The following is a 17,589-nucleotide window of genomic DNA, read 5'->3' as shown; positions in this document are numbered from 1 at the left end:
ACCCTTTTTTTTCTCCCCATCATAACACAGCCATTCAGAGCCGAACAATATGAAGTAAAAGAAAAAAACCTTATCCAGAAGCTGGATAAGGGAGTATGCGGATCACATCCAATTGAAGTGGAACGTGCCTTCTTTGTCGACGCGTTCGAACGTATGCGCTCCGAAATAATCGCGCTGCGCCTGCAGCAGGTTGGCCGGAAGACGCTCCGTACGGTACGAGTCGTAATACGCCAAGGCCGATGCGAAAGACGGAACCGGAATGCCCCGCTGCACGGCTGCGGAAACGACGTTCCTCCATGCCTCTTGATAATTTTCCACCGCGTTCCGGAAGTATGAGTCAAGAAGCAAGTTCGTAAGCCCGGGGTTACGTTCGTAGGCGTCCGTAATATTTTGCAGGAAACGCGCCCGAATGATGCAGCCTCCGCGGAAAATTTTCGCGATTTCACCGTATTTCAAGTTCCACCCGTAGTGTTCTGATGCGGCCCGCATTTGGGCGAAGCCTTGCGCATAGGAACAAATCTTGCTTGCATAAAGCGCGCGGCGCACCTGCTCCACAAATTCGGCTCGATTCATGTCCAGCGGCTTCGACTCCGGCCCCTTGAGCAACTTGCTCGCTTGCACGCGCTCTTCCTTCATCGACGAAATAAACCGCGCGAATACGGATTCCGTAATGATCGACAGCGGCACTCCAAGGTCCAACGCGCTGGAGCTTGTCCATTTGCCGGTACCCTTTTGTCCTGCCGTATCTTTAATTACATCCACCATCGGCTTGCCTGTGTCCGGATCGTTCTTCAGGAAAATATCCGCAGTAATTTCGATAAGATAGCTGTCGAGCTCGCCCCGGTTCCATTCCGCAAAAATAGAGTGCAGTTCGTCAGCGCGCAGTCCTAAGGCGTCTTTCAGCAGATGGTACGCTTCGCAAATGAGCTGCATGTCGCCGTATTCGATGCCGTTATGAACCATCTTCACATAATGGCCTGCGCCGCCCGGGCCGATATATGTACAGCACGGCTCTCCGTTGACGTGCGCGGAAATCGCTTCGAAAATCGGCCCTACCAGCTCGTAACCTTCCTTCGGCCCTCCCGGCATGATGGCGGGACCTTTCAACGCCCCTTCTTCTCCGCCGGACACGCCCGTTCCGATAAACCGAATGCCTCTTGCGGCCAGTTCCTTCTCGCGGCGCTGCGTATCCGGGAAATAAGCGTTGCCGCCGTCGATGATGATGTCCCCTTCTTCCAAGTGGGGCAGAAGCTGCTCGATCGTCTTGTCGGTCGGTTCGCCCGCCTTCACCATGATCATTATTTTCCGGGGACGCTCGAGAGATTCAACAAACTCCTCAACGCTATATGCGCCCGCCATGTTTTTGCCTTGCGCTTCTTCCATTAATTCCTTCGTCTTCTCCGGAGAACGGTTGTACACCGAAACGGAAAAGCCCTTGCTTTCCATGTTGAGGGCCAAATTTTTGCCCATAACGGCAAGTCCGACAACCCCGATTTGCTGCTTTGCCATTGAAGATCATCCTTTGTATAAAAAATGTTCATACCAACGCACCGCACTTCATTCATTTTACACGAATGCGCCCGGAGTTCCAACTAACCGCCTCCAAAAAATGAACAAGCGCCGCCCCACTCCATAACTAGAGTCGAAACGGCGCACTTTTTGCTTTATCCAAAAGGAATAAATGATCCCCAAGTATCCGATATAACCTCATGCCTCTAACAACAACATTTCTTTACGAAGAATCTCCAGCCGGCCTTTGGCTTCCAATGCGGCTTTCTCGTCGCCGGCGGCCATTGCTTCCGACAGCGTCGCCAATTCGTAGTCGATTTCAAGGCGCAATACCGGAACCCGCTCCTCCGCTCTCTTGGAACGGAACGCCTTCGCAATATCCTCCAAAGTTATGTTTTGCTCGCGTTGGAACAACACTTTATGCTCCACCCCCGATATTTCCACCATTCTTATGATTTCACCGAACATAATGTTCTCAATGACGATTTGCCTTTCGCGAAACCTCTTGACAACGGCATGGCCGCGGGTCGCGCCGATCATCCTCTCCATGATTTCCACAAGTTTCTCGTCGCGGAACGAATAATTGCCCACCATCTTAAACCGTTCTCCCACGCGCTGGAACTTTAATTTGACTAAACGGCGGGCGGCGCGAATCGATACGATGAAGTATGCGTCGTTCTCGCTCCAATACAACGAATAACCTTCTTGTATCAGAGACTTAATAAAGTTGTGGATTGTCCGGCGATCAAACCGCAAATCTAAGTTGCAATATTCCACTTCGTAGCTTTTATTCACGGCAATCCCCTCCCAAGCTGCGCGGTAAAGATAAAGACGAAATTTTCAAAAAATTTATGCCTTTACCTTATAGTATACTGATTTATATGAATGCGCAACTTGGATTATGGAACATTTTTACCCCAAGGCATTCTCTTGCTCGGGGCGAAGCGCGGCGGTGCCGAATCCCCGATGGCTTGACCAACAAAGAAATCGCAGGCGAATTGTTTCTAAGCGAAGGAACCGTAAAAAACTACAAAAGCTGGGGTTAAGGGACCGGACACAAATCGCCATTCACTACTGGAAACATAAACCGTAACATTATGAGAGGGGCATTAAGAATTGGCTTTCAATGGTTTTACTTCCGAGGATTTTGACGTATTTCACATTCAAGGGCTTGAAGAGAGGATGGCCGCGATCCGGGAACGGATCCAGCCTAAATTCAAGGCTATCGGCGAAACCGTCGCGAACGGCCTTGCCGTACCGGCGGGAAGCGAGATGTGTTTGCATATCGCCAAACACGCCCGGCGGTCGGTGAACCCGCCGAAAGACACTTGGCTGGCGATAGCCGCGAATAAACGGGGATATAAACAGCATCCGCATTTTCAAATCGGATTGTTCGACGATCATGTATTCGTCTGGTTGGCTTTTATTTACGAATTGCCTGACAAGGTGAACATCGCAAACCGGTTTCTAGATGAAATAGACACCGTTGCAAAGACGATACCGCCGGATTTCGTGTTATCGTTCGACCATATGAAGAAGGATGCCGTTTCGATGGAACGTTTGGGCGAAGAAGGATTGGTGAAGTCGATTGAACGTTTCCGGGACGTGAAAAAAGCCGAACTGCTCATTGGCCGGCATATAGCGCCCGCTGATCCGATTTTGAAGGACGGGAATACATTTACTAAGGTCGCAATGGACACGTTCGAAACGTTAATGCCGATATACAAGCTGAGTTTAGGCGCCAACCCTTGATCTAATCGCCATCTAATTCCCGATATAGCGCGAGTACAACGATTTCGCCCGCACCGGGTCCGTCGTTCCTTGCACGAGCACCCGGCCGTCGGGGAACAGCACGAGCCGTTCTCCCGACGAAAGCTCCGCCCGAAGCAGGAACGGGTTTCGGGATACGCTCGCCACCGGACTAAGCCGTCCCTCCCATTCCTCCAATGGCAGCGGCGCCCCTCCGCTTATTTGCACCGTCTCTCTCCCGCATAACGAGACGGCTTCTTCCCCTACAGCCGCTTCAAGCGCCGGAAACTCGCCTTTCCCGCAAACCGGGCACGATTCGCGCGGGGATCCGAATTTGACTTCGTAATATGACCCGGCCCATATGTCGACGGTAACAAGTGAGCGGCGCATCGATTCCCGGCGGCCCGAAAGCCATTTGAGCGCTTCCGCCGATTGATACGCGGCGACGAGATCGACGATCGGCGAGATGACTCCCGCCGTATCGCACGTTGCGCCTCCCGAAGCGTCCGGAAGCATGCAGCGCAGGCAAGGCGTTTCGCCGGGAACGAACGGCGCGCTCATTCCCCGCGACGCGACGGCGCCGCCGTATACGAACGGAACGCCATGTTTAAAGCAAGTGTCGTTCAACAAATATCTGGAAGCGAAATTGTCGGTGCCGTCGAGAACGATGTCCATGCCGTCAATTAGATCCGATATCGTCAGCGCGGTCGCATCGGCGACAACCGCCTCAATATGAACTTCTGAGTTGATTGCGGACAGCTTCCGCTCCGCAGCAACCGCTTTCGGCAGCGCAGCCCTCGCATCGCGTTCGTCGAACAGCGATTGCCGTCCGAGATTGCTCCACTCTACGTAGTCGCGATCGACAAGCCTGAGCGTGCCTGCACCCGCACGGGCCAGATGATTGGCGATCGCGTTGCCGAGAGCCCCGACGCCAACGATAAGAGCCGACGAAGAACGCAATGATTGCTGACCCTCATTGCCGATCGGGGAGAACAACATTTGTCTCGAATATCTGTCCACGTCCCGATCACGCCTTTCCGATACCGTGAGTAACTCTTGCTTTATCTTTTATTAGCGTCAAAAACCGTTGAAGCAGCAGCACCGCTCCAAGCGACATTACAGCCCCCAGGAAGAACGGCAATGCGGCTGCCACTTCGAACAATCCCCCGGCGATGAGCGGGCCGGCAATGCGGCCCAGGCTGTCCATGGACGAGCTGAGACCGTTCGTCAAGCCTTGCCCTGTCGTCGTCGTTTGGGTGATCAAAGACGTCACGCACGGCCGAATGAGCGCGTTGCCGACGGCAAATACCGATAAATAAAGAGATGAGGTCCAGAAATCGCGCGAAAAGAGCAGCAAAACGAATCCGAGCGCCGATATGACAAGTCCCAAACGGATCAATGCCGTTTCCGTGCCTTTCTTCGCGTACCGCCGGACGAAGCCGCCCTGCACCAACGCGCCGACGATGCCGCTGATCAAGAGCATATAGCCGAATTGCCGCGGCGTTGCGTCGAACCGTTCGATGCTGAAATATTGCAGCACCGATTCCAAGCCGGCAAGCGTAAACGTCATAACGAACGCTAAAATAAACAAGTACCGTATCGGTCCGCGGAAAGCGGTCCATCGAGATGCTCTCGCCTGCTGCGCATTATGTCTTCTAAGCTCCGCCGGAACCGATTCCGGAAGCGATACAATCGCAAACGCGAAATTGATAAGCGCCACACCGGACGCGACGAAGAACGGAACCGCCGTCCCGAATGCGCTTAGCAGCCCTCCGATGCCCGGCCCGAAAATAAAACCAAGCCCGATGGACATGCCTACAAGCCCCATCGATCTCGTGCGGCGTTCTTCAGATGTAATGTCGGCTACGTAAGCGACGGCGCAAGATGTCGTCGCCCCGGAAAACAAACCGCCGAGAATGCGCGAAGCGTACATGAGCCATAAATTGCCGGACGATAAGCCGAAGAGCAGAAAGCTGACGCTGAAGCCGGCAATTCCAAGCAGCAGCACAGGCCTTCTGCCGATCCGATCCGACAACGCTCCCCAGAACGGCGAGAAAACGAACGACACGGCCGAATACACGGCGAGCATGACATATAGATGAAACCGTTCCGCCCCCGAACCGACGATCATCTCCGGCAAAACCGGGATGATGATTCCGAAACCGAGAAAAATCGTAACGAGCATGACGAGAATGACTGACAGCCGCTTGTCCAAACGAAGCCCTCCAAAATTATGCCGAAAAATAACTGCGTTATATGGTATAAATAATCCCTATGTTACCATATCCGATTTTCGTAAGGAAATGAACAAATGGAGAACAAATAACGCAATGAGGACGGCTCCGCTCAACAGGAACGGCGATCCGTGGCTGACCGCATCCCACAGCATGCCGGAGAGCACGGGTCCGACTACGAAACCGGCTCCTTCAATCGTCAGGAAAAAACCCCACACCGCCCCCCGCTTCCGCTTTGGAATGGCGGAAGCTACGAGCGCGTTCCATGCGGGGATGACGAGCGCATAACTGAATCCGACCGCGATAACGGCTGCGTATAAGGCGGGACGGTTATGTACGAATGCAAACGATGCGGTCGCGGCCGCGGCCGACGGAATGCCGATGTGCAAAAACCACCGCGTCCCCCACTTGTCCGTCAGCTTCCCGACAGGATAAAGAAACACAAGCGTGGCCGCCCCGCCGATAATGAGGAACAAGCTGTACTCGTTCGAGCTGAGCTTTAAATCTTCCCTCGCGTATAATGTGACGATCGGCGTCAACACACCGAGCGCGAACGTCTGCAAAAACATCGCCGGGTACAACAGCTTGTTCACGCGCAGCGATCCGAAGACGTCGGAGACGTAATTTTTAATCCGCTCTAACAAGCCGATACCGTGCTGTCGACCTGTGCGGCCGTCGCCCTGATTTTCCCCCGCCCCCGCTTTCGCGCGGTTCGCGTTTCGCCCGGGCAAAAACATGCTGACCGCAAAGACGAGAACGGTAATAATCAATAAGATGCGGAACGGCACCGTAAAATTTCGATCGTCGACAAAAAAATTAATTAACGTGGGCCCGGCGCCCGTCCCCGCCATCCAAGCGATATACACGACGCTCATGATCGTTCCGCTCGCTTTCTCTCCCGCCACTTCGGTCGTCCCGGTCACAACGCTCGGCCACAGCGGGGAGGTTCCCGCCCCGAGCAAAAAACAGCCAAGAACAGCCCAACCGGGCTGCCGGGTAAAAGCGAACAGCGCGACGGCCGCCAATGTCGTTCCGATCCCGGCAACGACCGTCCACCTGTAACCGACCGTATCGATGAGCCAACCGACCGGCCCGCGAAATACGTTGTCTCCTATGTATTGCAGCGCAAACGCCCAACCGAGCGCAAACACCGAAAGTCCGAGCGACGCGCGCAAATATAGGGGAAGCACCGATACGAGCAGCGCCCCCTTCACGAATTCGACAAAGAACATGATGAACAGCAATTGAAAAACGAACGGAGTCCAAAAACCGTGCATCTTCCGAGTGTGCATGAGACAGCCCATTCCCTTCCGTCATGGCGGTATGTACAGGTTCTGTCGATTATTTTCACCAATATTAGCAACACTATATTCGAATTGCGTAAAATGCAGTTGAAACTTCCGTTATTTTTGCTATACTCAAACCTATTGTGTCTACATATTCATCACGGTTATCGAAAGGGGCGAAGATCTTATGGATCAATCTCGCACTCCGCTGTTCGACGCGTTGAAGGCGCACGCCGCGCGCAACCCTCTCCAATTTCACATTCCCGGTCATAAGAAAGGAGCGGGCATGGACGACGAATTCAGGTCGTTCATCGGCGGCAACGCCCTTTCGATCGATTTGATCAATATCGCTCCCTTGGACGACCTGCATCAACCGGCCGGAGCGATTGCCGAAGCCCAAGCGCTTGCGGCGGAAGCGTTCGGCGCCGACTATACGTTCTTTTCCGTGCAAGGAACGAGCGGAGCGATCCAAGCGATGATCATGTCGGTCTGCGGCCCCGGCGAGAAAATCATCGTTCCGCGGAACGTGCACAAATCCGTCATGTCGGCGATCATATTTGCGGGCGCCCGTCCAGTGTTTCTCTCCCCGGCGATGGATGAACAATTGGGTATCGCGCACGGAGTGACGACGCGTTCGGTGCGCAAGGCGCTCGATCTGCATCCGGATGCGAAAGCCGTTCTCGTCATTAACCCGACTTACTTCGGTATTAGCGCAAATCTTCGCGAAATCGTAGAGCTTGCCCACTCATACGATATTCCCGTTCTTGTGGACGAAGCCCACGGCGTGCATATACAGTTCCACGACGAGCTTCCTCTGTCGGCCATGCAAGCCGGAGCTGACATGGCCGCCACCAGCGTGCATAAACTCGGCGGCTCCTTGACGCAAAGCTCCGTGTTGAACGTCAAGGGTCGCAGAGTAAATCCGACTCGGGTGCAAGCGATTCTTTCGATGCTAACGACGACGTCGACGTCTTATTTGCTGCTCGCTTCGCTTGACACGGCCCGCCGGAACTTGGCTCTGAACGGCCGCGACATGGCGGCTAGGGCTGTCCGGCTTGCCCAAGCCGCCAGGGAACGAATTAATTCGATCCCCAGATTGTATTGTTTCGGTGACGATATTTTAGGATCGGAAGCGACGTACGATTACGATCCTACGAAACTCACCATCCATGTTCGCCGATTGGGCATAACCGGATACGACATGGAACGCGTTCTTAGGGAACGCTTTAACATCGAAGTGGAATTAAGCGATATGTACAACATTCTGTGTATCGTTACCCCCGGCGACTCGGACGAGACGATCGAACGGCTGATCAATGCTTTGGCAGCCGTTGCCGGCTCGGAAACCGGCGCGGAAGAGATGAACAATGTGACGGTGAAAAATCCGAGCATCCCGACGCTTGCGCTTTCTCCCCGCGACGCCTTCTACGCGCTGACGGAATCCGTTCCGCTTGCTGAGGCGGACGGACGAATCATAGCCGAGTTCATCATGGTGTACCCACCGGGTATTCCGATTCTTCTTCCCGGAGAAGTCATTTCTCAGGAAAATATCGATTACATTATCGAGCACATTGAGATCGGATTGCCGGTGCAGGGACCTGAAGACAAGTCGCTGCGCAACGTGAAAGTGATCGTGGAAGAACGCGCCATTACCGCATAAATACTCAAAGCCGTTCCTTCGCATAATGCGAATGGAACGGCTTTGTTTGCGGTTTGTCGGAAGTTTTTCTTATATTGCAATTTCAATACTGTTCTTTCGTCTCCAAGAAAGGAAGCCGCTGCTGCATAATGACGGATAACTCTTGGGCCTCTTCGATCGTATCGATTCCGTATAATTTCTGCAAGTACTCGGTGTTTGCCGCATCGTCCGCACACAGGAGAGAAGACCGGCCAGTCTGCATGCATACCACCAACGGTTTTCCGAAGAAGCTGTCTGTGTGCACGATCGCAAAATCGTAGCGGGCCCGTTCGGAAACATAACCGAAAAATTCGACTGTGGTGCTCTCGGAAACGTCGTACAATCGTTCAAACATGGGTTATCCTCCTTGCTTCGACTGTTATTTTCGCGGACAACCTCCGGTTGCCTCTTGTCTTTGCAAATCTTTCGGCAAAGGGAACGATTTATTCCGGATGGCTAGAAGTACTTATACTATACGGAAAATCGTCCGGACGCGCAACACTTATCGGCCGGCCGGCGCATTTGCAGGGTATGCCCGCCGCACCGTTGTAACCGCTCCCTAAAGCATGATAATATGATACGTGGATTAATAATACCGGTTACGGGACTAATGCAGGATCAATGCAAGCAAAGTAGGTGTTACATATGAGTCAGAGCGCTTTTCTTTATTTTGTTGAAGGTTCGGCCGTTCCTTCGTTAACGCTTGATGAGTTGAAGCAGCATTTGAGCCGTTACCGCGAACAAGTCGGGCAAACCGGAAAGCAGTTGGATTGGAATTATGCGGATGCGGCTTTCCCGTATACGGTCGAAGAGAAGCCCGAGGGCGACGGAGTATGGTTTTACCTTAAGGGCATGAACGATCTATACAAGTATATCGTCTTTGGCGTCGGCAAGCAGGAGAAGGACGGCGTGGAGCGGCACTTCGTCCAAATCGTCCTCCCGGACGGCAGCACGCACGGCGATAAAGCGAAAGCGAACGAGTTTTGCAAATATCTAGGACGTCATTTAAAAGCGGAAACCCATCTGTTTAACGGACGAATCATGTACTTCAACCCGCGAAAGTGAACGAAATAGAGCCGCGAACGTCAGCCGTTCGCGGCTCTCCTCGTATAAGTCAAGCTTGCGCGTTATCTTCAAGGATACTGTTGTATATTTCAACAACCGTGTTCCATTCTTCCTCATCTTCTATGTTGGCCAGAACCAACTCTTCCCCATCCTGATCGATCCGCAAAATTAATCCGTCCGCTTCCGCATCGTTCCGATCGACGAGCACAACATATTCGTTGTCGCCATAGTCGAACGTATAGACAGGAACGAGCTCCCGCTCCACACCTTCTTCATCTTTCACGAGGTAGACCGCTTCTTCTTGCTCGCCGGCCTCATCGCGCTCATGTTCCGCCATCAGTTTCGACCTCATTTCGCCATTTGGAATTTGGGTACCACTTGAGTATCCCAATTTCGGCGTTAATTATTCAGAGCGGATATAATCGCCTTCTCGGAAACCAACTCAAATTCGCTGTCTTCCGCCTGTTTGATATAAAACTTCACTTTATATTGCCCGGATAATTTGAAATCAAGCCGTATTGGAGATGTCGTGTACCAGAATACACCGTCGCGCACGTCGCCGTCCAAAAGCTTGTATACTTGGGTTTCTACCGTCTGTCCGTCCGGATCGACGACCGTCGTCTTAATGGAGTGGGCTTTCGTTTGCAAATTGTCCACTTGCGCCTGCACATTGAATTCATATACTCCTCTTTTGTTCACCTTGCCGAACGCAAGCATCCCGTTCTTATCGCCGGTAAACAGCAGCAAGTGAACGTTCGGTTTGTAGATATGTATGGACTCCGAAGCCGAATCGGATTTGATAAGAGCTTGCAACGTATCGGAAACCGATCGAAGCGGAACGTACGTCTTTCCGTCGATCGACAGCAGCGCTCCTCCGCTCAATTCCTGTCCGTTGACGGTCATACGCACTTTCTTTGCCTTCAACGACTGGTATGCTTCATTGGCGCCTGCGGAGGCGCCGCCTATCACCGATAACGCAAGCGCGCACAACAGCAATTTGCGGATGTTCATAGAAATTCCCTCCAAAAGTTGTCTCCGACACATTATACTCTTTAATAGTGGAAGAGTTGCGGTCATTCGGAGACACTTCATAAGAAAAACTTTTTTAAAGCGCCTTTGGTAGGAAATAAATTCCTATTTAAAGTGAAATTTGGAGAATACATACCACATATTAATTGAAATGTAAATAAAAATTCACGCGTATCGATCACAGTTCCGTTATAGCCCACTATAGGATAATATTAACATATCGAAATCTGCTTGCACGGTAAAGGAAGAAAGAAATGAGAAACTCTCGGATAGAAGAGGAAATGTTAAAATTAAAAAAACTTCTGGAGAATACTGCAGAAAGATATAAATACGATTTTTGCCACCCTGACGTTCTCGCTGTAAGTCAAAGACTCGATCAAGTCATTGTCCGTTTATTAACCGAGCACCAACCGGAGTCGTAGCGACGCCGGTTTTTTTGTTTTGCAATAATGCCAAACTTTAATTTTTATACGCATCATGATAAATTATTATTACATTTTTTTCTACCAACTAAGGCAGGAGGGCATTCATGTGAGTGTCGAAGTGAAGATGATCGGCACGGGCAGCGCGTTTGCGAAACGATACTTCAATAATAACGCATTAGTGACTCTCGGCGGATTTCGGTTACTGATCGATTGCGGAATTACAGCCCCTTATGCGCTGCACCAACTGAACATGAAAGTTACCGATATCGACGCTGTGTTGATCACGCACATTCATGGAGACCATGTCGGAGGGTTGGAAGAGTTCGCTTTCCAAATGAAATACGTATACAATCGGAAACCCGTCCTTTACGTTCCTTCCAGCATCGCCGATACGTTATGGAATTCGACGCTTCGCGGAGGCATGGAACAGTCAAGCGCAGGGTTTGATTCTTTAGAATATTATTTCGATGTGCACCGATTGGAACCGCACACACCGATCAGCGTATCCGAAGGCTTTACCGTCGAACTCATCCGCACGAAGCATATTCCGGGCAGACCGAGCTACGGCGTTCTCGTGAATGACGTGTTATTTTACAGTTCGGACCTGGTTTTCGATCCCGATCTTCTTACCCGCCTGTTGGACGAAGGACGATGCCGCCACATTATGCACGATTGTCAATTGAACGGCAAAGGCGAAGTGCATGCAACGCTTGATGAGTTGTTAACCTTGCCCGCTCGCATCCAAGAGCGGATTTCCCTTATGCATTATTCGGATGATATGGAACAATGGATCGGTAAGACGGGGCCGATGCGGTTTATCGAACAGCATAAAGTATATACGTTTTCGTAGAAAGCGTGTAACGGCCGCGCCGGTTATGAATAATTTCAACCTTCCAAGCGCAACATAAAATGGGAGGCGATAAATGATGGAACAACAATACCAGCAAGGAACCCAGAATCAAGAGGAAGTCGTGGCCGTAAGAAAAAACGGAGACGGCGATATTGTCGACTTGAAGTTAACCTCCGGCAAAGTTGTTGACTATAAGACCGCGCAGTCGATGGTTAAAAATAATGAGATTCGTAATTTAAACGTCTTCCGGGGCCGAGATAACGAAGAACACCTCAGATCGGACCCGGACGGGAGAGAAGACAACAATCTTGACAATTTGCCTACTTTTTAGAAAACTTGTCAGTTTAGGTAAAACGACCCGAGAGTATTCTCTCGGGTTTTTTACAGCGGCTTCATCATTCGAACGTGAGGTATGCCGGCATCGAGGAACGTCTCGGCAGACACCGTTTCGTAACCCAGCTTTTGATAAAACGGCTCCGCTTGGCACTGCGCATCCAGAACACTGTACGCGTACCCTTCTTCCTTTGCCCATTCCTCCAATGCAGCGATCAATTCGCGGCCCGTTCCTTTCCCCCGGAAACGGCCCCGAACTGCAATGCGCTGCATCTTAGCGGTATCCGGTTTATATTCAATAAATCGGCCGGCAGCGGCCGGAACGCCTTCTTCCGATATCAGGAGCATATGTCGAGCCGATTCCGGCGATACGTCGTACTCGTCCATCTCCAAATCTTCCGGTACTTGCTGCTCGTCGACAAATACCTCCATACGGATTCGAAACGCTTCTTGCAGCATTTCTTGAGAGGAAATTCGGATCTTTTTCATTGTTTAGGCCTCCAGAACTATTTCATAAAAGAAAATCTCGATTACGGTTTCTTATATTGCAACCTTTTTCCTATATCGAATATAATAAGAAAAAATAAACTTAATGATATAATAAATCATCGTATCAAGGCAAATCTATCGAAAGGTAGAGACGCAAAGCCGCGGGCCTAAAGCATCATGCTATGGCAGCCGGGTTGCCGATAAGAGAGACGTGCTTAGACGTCCGCTTTCGGCGGACGTTATTTATTTACATCCGGAGGGAAACGGCATGGCGTTATTGCGAAACGAGGACATATCCCACCATCATAAAAACTCCGTAGCCATTGGCAGCAGAGTGTCCGTCGAACGTAAAGATTTCGTATCTACGGGTATCGTAACTTTCATAGAGGGCGACATTATCGAAATCGAATTATCGCAAGCGAAATACTATAAACCGGGCGACGAAGTCAAGGTCACCGTTTATTCCTCCAACGGTTTTTTGATTCTTCCTTCTTCCGTCATCGCTATAGACATAGACGTAATCATGATCTTAAATCCTCCGGAAAACCAGCGTTTAATCCAGCGGCGCTCACATCCCCGCATCGATTTGCAATCCGGCGGCATCATTCATTCCCTCGGATGGGCTGGCGGCTCCGGGCAAAAGCTGAACGAACCGCTGCCGATACATATCAGCAATATCAGTATTGGAGGCATCGGCTTCATCGTCGCCGACGAAACGCCGCTCCGCGCGGCGATGATCGCCGAAGCGGAGCTTGCCATCATCGGAGGGCTTCGCTGTAAAATCGAGATCTCCCGCAAACAAGCAGCCGAACGGGGAGCATACGTCGGGGCCAAATTCCTTGACGTGCCCGCAGAGCAGCAAACCAGTCTGCGAGGATTTATCATAAGAACGCAGATTGAAGCGCGCGCAAAGCAACGTAGAGAAGAGGCGGCTTTGTAGCCGAGCGTTATGGGCGCCATTTTTCCTATTTGCTTACTAACGCGGAAATCGGAACGGCGCCTTCTTCCCCGTTTTCCCATTTCCCCCACGCCATAATTCCGTTGAGACGTTCGAGCGTGAACGTTTCCTCGCGGCCTTCCACGCGGTATAACCCTTTCGGAAACGGCCGGTCTTTCAATAAATACGCTTTCGCCATGTAATATTTTTGCCGCAACACTTCTGTTTCAACCGGCGTTTGCGCGTCAGCCATTTCGCGTTGCAGACGCTCCAGCTCTTCCGTCAGTTGTTCCGGCGGCCATTCGCTATATCTTCTTATCATTCTCTGTTTGCCGCGCCTCCTTCGTATTTTGATGATCATAATTATATAATAAGAAAAACTTCTATCGAAGTACACTCAAGGATGAGCGACCGCGATGTAGAGGAAGTTTTTCTTGGTATAGAATTTACTCGTTTCATGTTGTAGCAGAAAACTTATAAATTCTGGCGTTAAGAAAAACTTCTATCGAAGTACATTAAAGATGCGGACGTTTCTACATTCGCGTTTGCCGATTGTTCAGCCAAAGCGGAACCCGAATGTAAAGATTTTATTGACTCGAGTAACGTGCGCTGAATGGGACATTTAAGAAAACTGTCGTAAAATTATAGTCATGTTGTCATGATAATGTAATATTATTTCGGGTTTATTCATGATATTTTTATTACGTATTGAATTAACGTCGTTATTTCATAGTTCGAAGGGAGCGTCACGGGAAATGATTAAAGTGGCAATGCTGAGCTTTTGGCACGTCCATGCAGGCGATTACGCAAGGCAGGCGACGGAGCATCGTGATACTGAAATTGTCGCGATATGGGACGAGATTCCGGAACGCGGAAGGAAAGAAGCGGAGAAACGCGGCGTTGCTTTCTACGAATCGCTCGACGAACTGCTTGCACAGGCTCATATCGATGCCGTCATCGTAGATACGCCGACCAACATGCACCGCGATGTGATGGTTAAAGCGGCTCAAGCGGGCAAACACATCTTCACGGAAAAGGTATTGGCTCCTACGCTCAAAGAAGTGAACGAAATATTGTCCGCGGTTGATGCCGCAGGAGTAAAATTGACGGTTTCTCTTCCAAGGCTTAATGACGGATACACGATTGCTATACAAAACATATTGGAACAGGAGCTGCTCGGCGAACTTACGCTCGTTCGCGTGCGGCTGTCCCATAACGGCGCAACCGCCGGCTGGCTTCCGGCACATTTCTTCAATTTGGAACAATGCCTGGGCGGTGCGTTGATCGACCTCGGGTGCCATCCGATGTACCTTACCCGATTATTCTTGGGAATGCCAGAAAGCGTTAGCGCACACTACGGCTACGTAACAAGGAAAGAAGTGGAAGATAACGCGGTATCCGTATTGAAATACGCTTCCGGCGCTTTAGGTATTGTGGAAGCTGGATTTGTAAACAGCCATTCGCCTTTCTCCATTGAAATTCACGGGAAGGAAGGCACACTGCTGTACGGAACGCCGGAACGCCAGCTGCTTCTTAGAACGAATGCAAGAGGCGAGGAAAGCTGGACCGGCCAATCGATTCCGGCGAATGTGCCGAGCGCGTTCGAGCAATGGGTGTATCACATCAAGAACAATACGACCGCTGCGGAAAATATTAATTTGGCCATAGATTTGACCAAGCTGATGGAAGCATCCGATCTGTCGGCTAAATCGGGCTGCGCCGTTGCATTGGAGTCTTTGGAGAAATAATGCGAGGCATCAAACCGTTTCCGTATGCCATGATGAAAGAACGTCCGCATGCGCTCGACGGATTGGACATCGGCTTCAGATGGGGGCGGTTTGGGTTTCGCGTCCTGCGATGTCATTTGATCTCCTTTCCCCCGTCGCATGTCATCCCTTTTCACAAGCATTCCGAATACGAGTTTCATTTTATCCCCAGGGGTAAAGGCAAAGTCGTGTTTCAGCACGGGGAGTTTTCGTTGGAGGAAGGGATGTTTTACGTAACGGCCCCGGACGTTCTGCATTATCAGGAATCCGATTCGGCGGATCCGATGTGGGAGCTTTGTTTGCATATCGATATCGTCAAACTGAATGATGCTCCTGGCATTTCAGAGTTTGCAACAGACGATGCTTGGGGATCGGTAAGGGAAAATGAAGAGGCCGGTGCGTGCGTGGAAGCGCTGCAAAGCTTGCCCGTGCGCCCAGCCGCCGATCAGTGGAATGCGATGGCATGGTTTTTGACGGCTTACCGGGCTTGGTATGAGAACGATCCTTACTTCCACTCTACGGTGAAGCATTCAATCATTCAAATATTGCTCAGATCCGTCCGCGCTTATCGTAATAAAACGACGGCTGCTCCGCTGCCGGCCAGAGACATGAGCAGGCACCGGTATCAGTTGGCCGCGCAATATATTCAAGACAACTATGCCGGACCACTTACTCTTGAAGAGGTTGCTGATCGGGTTCAAGTGAGCGGCAGACAATTGCAGCGAATTTTTCGCGAACACGGGCAAAGCTCATTCAGCGAATATCTCGAGTCCGTCCGGCTGTCCCATGTGTGCAATCAGCTTCGAAACTCAGGGATGACCGTTGAGCAAATCGCCGCGAATCACGGGTTTACGAACACCAATTATTTGTTCTATGTATTTAAGAAGAGATTCGGCATGACTCCCGGAGAGTACAAGAAAACCTCTTTCGAGGCAGACACAAAGAAGCCAGACCGCGATTAGCGGAAGGTTTTCTTGAACCATTGAAGGAAAGGATGAGCAGCTTGTCCCGTAAATTGCGATTCGGCATTATCGGAGGCGGAGGCATTGCGTCCGCGCACGCTCGAGGCTACCGCGCGTTGGAAGACGCGGAGATTGCCGCGGTTGCCGATGTTATCCCCGGCAAAGCGGAAGCGTTCATACAAAAGGAAGGTTTGCAAGGCGCTGCCGCGTTTGACGACCACCGCAAATTGCTGGAGTTGGATTTGGACGGAGTCAGCATTTGTACGCCGAATATGGCGCACTACCAAACGACCGTCGACGCCCTGCGGGCTGGAAAGCCCGTTTTATTGGAGAAGCCCATGTCCGTCACGTTGGAAGAGGCGGTCGACATGGTGCAAACCGCAAAGAACACCGGCACCATGCTCTCGATCGGATTTCAACCGAGATACGACCCTAACATGAAGATCGTCAACGATATCGTTCAGTCCGGGCAGCTCGGGAAGGTCTACTTTGTGGAAACGGGCGGTGGACGCCGGCGCGGCATGCCGGGAGGCACATTCATACGGAAAGAGCTGGCGGGCGCCGGAGCGATGGCCGATATCGGCTGCTATTCGTTGGATATGGCACTTAACGCTTTGGGTTATCCGAAACCGTTGACCGTCTCGGCGTACACATCCAATTATTTCGGTACGAATCCGAAATATCACCGGGAGGCCGAACGGTTCGATGTGGAAGATTTCGGCGTCGCCATGATCCGGCTTGAGGGAGATATCGTGCTTAATTATAAAATTTCATGGGCCATGCATATGGATACGCTCGGTTCGACCATGTTCCTCGGCACCGACGCGGGGCTTAAAATCAATCCCGCCGGCAGCGGTCCGTGGAGCGGCGTGTGGGATGGTCGCGTGGGAAGCGTAACGTTGTTCCACGACGTTATGGGACACCATACGGAAAGCAAAATACCGCTGCATGACCATCAAATCCACTTGTTTAACGAGAAAGTTCGCGACTTCGTCGATGCGGTTCGCCACAACCGGCCCGCACCGATTCCCGGCGAACAAATTCTTATCAATCAGGCGATTATCGACGGAGTTCTTCGTTCCGCCGAGCTGAAGCGTGAAGTGGATATCGAGCTGCCTGAATTGTAAGGTTGCAGACGGGGCCGTCCTGAGGGACGGCCCCTAGCGCCTGTAGAGGGATTTTTCCACATAATGAAAAACGCCTCCGGTATTCACCGAAGACGTAACGCTTGCACCTTGAAAACCGGATGCGAAACTTGAGAACAACCATTGCATTCC

At 51.3% G+C, this 17,589-nt stretch carries 20 protein-coding genes, 1 pseudogene and 1 riboswitch; of the genes and pseudogenes, 11 read left to right on the top strand and 10 right to left on the bottom strand.

The annotated features are described in order from the left end of the window. Positions 1–102: 102 nt before the first annotated feature. Complete coding sequence (gene gndA / locus JET16_RS17050) at positions 103–1,509, bottom strand: NADP-dependent phosphogluconate dehydrogenase (protein ID WP_199617756.1); 1,407 nt, start codon at positions 1,507–1,509, stop codon at positions 103–105. A 198-nt stretch (positions 1,510–1,707) separates the two neighbouring features. Beyond that, a complete protein-coding gene (locus tag JET16_RS17045) occupies positions 1,708–2,304 on the bottom strand; it encodes a hypothetical protein (RefSeq protein WP_199617754.1) in 597 nt (198 codons plus the stop codon). A 164-nt stretch (positions 2,305–2,468) separates the two neighbouring features. Here JET16_RS17045 and JET16_RS30195 point away from each other — a divergent pair. Next, a pseudogene (locus JET16_RS30195) lies at positions 2,469–2,602 on the top strand (response regulator transcription factor); the annotation flags it as partial. 23 nt (positions 2,603–2,625) lie between these two features. Further along, positions 2,626–3,261, top strand: coding sequence for a YktB family protein (locus JET16_RS17035; protein WP_199617752.1), 636 nt, complete (start codon positions 2,626–2,628; stop codon positions 3,259–3,261). A gap of 12 nt (positions 3,262–3,273) precedes the next feature. On the opposite strand, the gene JET16_RS17030 is transcribed toward JET16_RS17035, so the two are convergent. The 3 genes from JET16_RS17030 to JET16_RS17020 are packed head-to-tail and all read right to left on the bottom strand — an operon-like array spanning position 3,274 to position 6,784. After that, complete coding sequence (locus JET16_RS17030) at positions 3,274–4,278, bottom strand: ThiF family adenylyltransferase (protein ID WP_325176713.1); 1,005 nt, start codon at positions 4,276–4,278, stop codon at positions 3,274–3,276. Positions 4,279–4,285: 7 nt separating this feature from the next. After that, a complete protein-coding gene (locus tag JET16_RS17025; RefSeq protein WP_199617750.1) occupies positions 4,286–5,473 on the bottom strand; it encodes an MFS transporter in 1,188 nt (395 codons plus the stop codon). 57 nt (positions 5,474–5,530) lie between these two features. After that, positions 5,531–6,784, bottom strand: a complete 1,254-nt coding sequence (locus JET16_RS17020) for an MFS transporter (RefSeq protein ID WP_233531775.1) — start codon at positions 6,782–6,784, stop codon at positions 5,531–5,533. A 181-nt stretch (positions 6,785–6,965) separates the two neighbouring features. Here JET16_RS17020 and JET16_RS17015 point away from each other — a divergent pair, with 181 nt between their 5' ends. Then, on the top strand, positions 6,966–8,438 hold the full coding sequence (locus JET16_RS17015) for an aminotransferase class I/II-fold pyridoxal phosphate-dependent enzyme (protein WP_199617748.1): 1,473 nt from the start codon (positions 6,966–6,968) through the stop codon (positions 8,436–8,438). A gap of 82 nt (positions 8,439–8,520) precedes the next feature. Here the strand turns inward: JET16_RS17015 and JET16_RS17010 are convergent, their stop codons facing one another. Then, complete coding sequence (locus tag JET16_RS17010) at positions 8,521–8,811, bottom strand: DUF3055 domain-containing protein (RefSeq protein ID WP_199617747.1); 291 nt, start codon at positions 8,809–8,811, stop codon at positions 8,521–8,523. 290 nt (positions 8,812–9,101) lie between these two features. Between JET16_RS17010 and JET16_RS17005 the strand changes: the two genes are divergently transcribed. Next, on the top strand, positions 9,102–9,521 hold the full coding sequence (locus tag JET16_RS17005; protein ID WP_199617746.1) for a DUF1885 family protein: 420 nt from the start codon (positions 9,102–9,104) through the stop codon (positions 9,519–9,521). A 49-nt stretch (positions 9,522–9,570) separates the two neighbouring features. Here the strand turns inward: JET16_RS17005 and JET16_RS17000 are convergent, their stop codons facing one another. Further along, entirely contained in the window at positions 9,571–9,858 is a 288-nt protein-coding gene (locus JET16_RS17000) for a DUF1292 domain-containing protein (protein ID WP_199617745.1), read from the bottom strand. A 62-nt stretch (positions 9,859–9,920) separates the two neighbouring features. After that, on the bottom strand, positions 9,921–10,532 hold the full coding sequence (locus tag JET16_RS16995; RefSeq protein ID WP_199617744.1) for a stalk domain-containing protein: 612 nt from the start codon (positions 10,530–10,532) through the stop codon (positions 9,921–9,923). 272 nt (positions 10,533–10,804) lie between these two features. On the opposite strand from JET16_RS16995, the gene JET16_RS31155 reads away from it, so the two are divergent. The 3 genes from JET16_RS31155 (at position 10,805) to JET16_RS16980 (ending at position 12,156) form a co-directional block, all read left to right on the top strand. Further along, positions 10,805–10,972 carry a Spo0E family sporulation regulatory protein-aspartic acid phosphatase gene (locus JET16_RS31155; RefSeq protein WP_199617742.1) on the top strand — a complete coding sequence of 56 codons (168 nt, stop codon included), beginning with the start codon at positions 10,805–10,807 and terminating at the stop codon, positions 10,970–10,972. Between the two features lie 109 nt (positions 10,973–11,081). Further along, the gene (locus JET16_RS16985) at positions 11,082–11,825 is read left to right on the top strand and encodes an MBL fold metallo-hydrolase (RefSeq protein WP_199617740.1); all 744 of its coding nucleotides are present in this window, start codon (positions 11,082–11,084) and stop codon (positions 11,823–11,825) included. A gap of 73 nt (positions 11,826–11,898) precedes the next feature. Then, entirely contained in the window at positions 11,899–12,156 is a 258-nt protein-coding gene (locus JET16_RS16980; protein WP_233531774.1) for a DUF3892 domain-containing protein, read from the top strand. A 50-nt stretch (positions 12,157–12,206) separates the two neighbouring features. On the opposite strand, the gene JET16_RS16975 is transcribed toward JET16_RS16980, so the two are convergent. Continuing rightward, positions 12,207–12,647 (bottom strand): GNAT family N-acetyltransferase, encoded by a 441-nt coding sequence (locus JET16_RS16975; RefSeq protein WP_199617738.1) that lies wholly within the window; start codon positions 12,645–12,647, stop codon positions 12,207–12,209. A 118-nt stretch (positions 12,648–12,765) separates the two neighbouring features. After that, a riboswitch (cyclic di-GMP riboswitch) is annotated at positions 12,766–12,849 on the top strand. A 66-nt stretch (positions 12,850–12,915) separates the two neighbouring features. Between JET16_RS16975 and JET16_RS16970 the strand changes: the two genes are divergently transcribed. Beyond that, entirely contained in the window at positions 12,916–13,587 is a 672-nt protein-coding gene (locus tag JET16_RS16970; RefSeq protein WP_199617736.1) for a PilZ domain-containing protein, read from the top strand. A gap of 25 nt (positions 13,588–13,612) precedes the next feature. On the opposite strand, the gene JET16_RS16965 is transcribed toward JET16_RS16970, so the two are convergent. Beyond that, positions 13,613–13,906, bottom strand: a complete 294-nt coding sequence (locus JET16_RS16965) for a DUF1811 family protein (RefSeq protein WP_199617734.1) — start codon at positions 13,904–13,906, stop codon at positions 13,613–13,615. A 433-nt stretch (positions 13,907–14,339) separates the two neighbouring features. Here JET16_RS16965 and JET16_RS16960 point away from each other — a divergent pair, with 433 nt between their 5' ends. From JET16_RS16960 to JET16_RS16950, 3 genes are read left to right on the top strand one after another with little or no spacing between them, the layout of a single operon-like run. Then, positions 14,340–15,332 carry a Gfo/Idh/MocA family protein gene (locus JET16_RS16960; RefSeq protein ID WP_199617733.1) on the top strand — a complete coding sequence of 331 codons (993 nt, stop codon included), beginning with the start codon at positions 14,340–14,342 and terminating at the stop codon, positions 15,330–15,332. Continuing rightward, on the top strand, positions 15,332–16,312 hold the full coding sequence (locus JET16_RS16955; RefSeq protein WP_199617732.1) for an AraC family transcriptional regulator: 981 nt from the start codon (positions 15,332–15,334) through the stop codon (positions 16,310–16,312). The genes JET16_RS16960 and JET16_RS16955 overlap by 1 nt, the downstream gene beginning before the upstream one ends. A 41-nt stretch (positions 16,313–16,353) precedes the next feature. Next, on the top strand, positions 16,354–17,439 hold the full coding sequence (locus tag JET16_RS16950) for a Gfo/Idh/MocA family protein (RefSeq protein ID WP_199617730.1): 1,086 nt from the start codon (positions 16,354–16,356) through the stop codon (positions 17,437–17,439). Positions 17,440–17,589 lie beyond the last annotated feature (150 nt).

This window comes from Paenibacillus alkalitolerans (genome assembly GCF_016482785.1).
GTDB classification, from domain to species: domain Bacteria; phylum Bacillota; class Bacilli; order Paenibacillales; family YIM-B00363; genus Paenibacillus_AE; species Paenibacillus_AE alkalitolerans.
Note: the sequence above shows the minus strand (reverse complement) of the source record. Positions and strands in the feature narration are given on the sequence as shown.

What these genes read in the sequence shown, in the direction of transcription:
- gndA (WP_199617756.1), bottom strand. Translation starts at nt 1,509, where the DNA reads ATGGCAAAGCAGCAAATCGGGGTTGTCGGACTTGCCGTTATGGGCAAA.
- JET16_RS17020 (WP_233531775.1), bottom strand. Translation starts at nt 6,784, where the DNA reads ATGCACACTCGGAAGATGCACGGTTTTTGGACTCCGTTCGTTTTTCAA.
- JET16_RS17015 (WP_199617748.1), top strand. Translation starts at nt 6,966, where the DNA reads ATGGATCAATCTCGCACTCCGCTGTTCGACGCGTTGAAGGCGCACGCC.
- JET16_RS17010 (WP_199617747.1), bottom strand. Translation starts at nt 8,811, where the DNA reads ATGTTTGAACGATTGTACGACGTTTCCGAGAGCACCACAGTCGAATTT.
- JET16_RS17005 (WP_199617746.1), top strand. Translation starts at nt 9,102, where the DNA reads ATGAGTCAGAGCGCTTTTCTTTATTTTGTTGAAGGTTCGGCCGTTCCT.
- JET16_RS17000 (WP_199617745.1), bottom strand. Translation starts at nt 9,858, where the DNA reads ATGGCGGAACATGAGCGCGATGAGGCCGGCGAGCAAGAAGAAGCGGTC.
- JET16_RS16995 (WP_199617744.1), bottom strand. Translation starts at nt 10,532, where the DNA reads ATGAACATCCGCAAATTGCTGTTGTGCGCGCTTGCGTTATCGGTGATA.
- JET16_RS31155 (WP_199617742.1), top strand. Translation starts at nt 10,805, where the DNA reads ATGAGAAACTCTCGGATAGAAGAGGAAATGTTAAAATTAAAAAAACTT.
- JET16_RS16980 (WP_233531774.1), top strand. Translation starts at nt 11,899, where the DNA reads ATGATGGAACAACAATACCAGCAAGGAACCCAGAATCAAGAGGAAGTC.
- JET16_RS16975 (WP_199617738.1), bottom strand. Translation starts at nt 12,647, where the DNA reads ATGAAAAAGATCCGAATTTCCTCTCAAGAAATGCTGCAAGAAGCGTTT.
- JET16_RS16970 (WP_199617736.1), top strand. Translation starts at nt 12,916, where the DNA reads ATGGCGTTATTGCGAAACGAGGACATATCCCACCATCATAAAAACTCC.
- JET16_RS16965 (WP_199617734.1), bottom strand. Translation starts at nt 13,906, where the DNA reads ATGATAAGAAGATATAGCGAATGGCCGCCGGAACAACTGACGGAAGAG.
- JET16_RS16960 (WP_199617733.1), top strand. Translation starts at nt 14,340, where the DNA reads ATGATTAAAGTGGCAATGCTGAGCTTTTGGCACGTCCATGCAGGCGAT.
- JET16_RS16955 (WP_199617732.1), top strand. Translation starts at nt 15,332, where the DNA reads ATGCGAGGCATCAAACCGTTTCCGTATGCCATGATGAAAGAACGTCCG.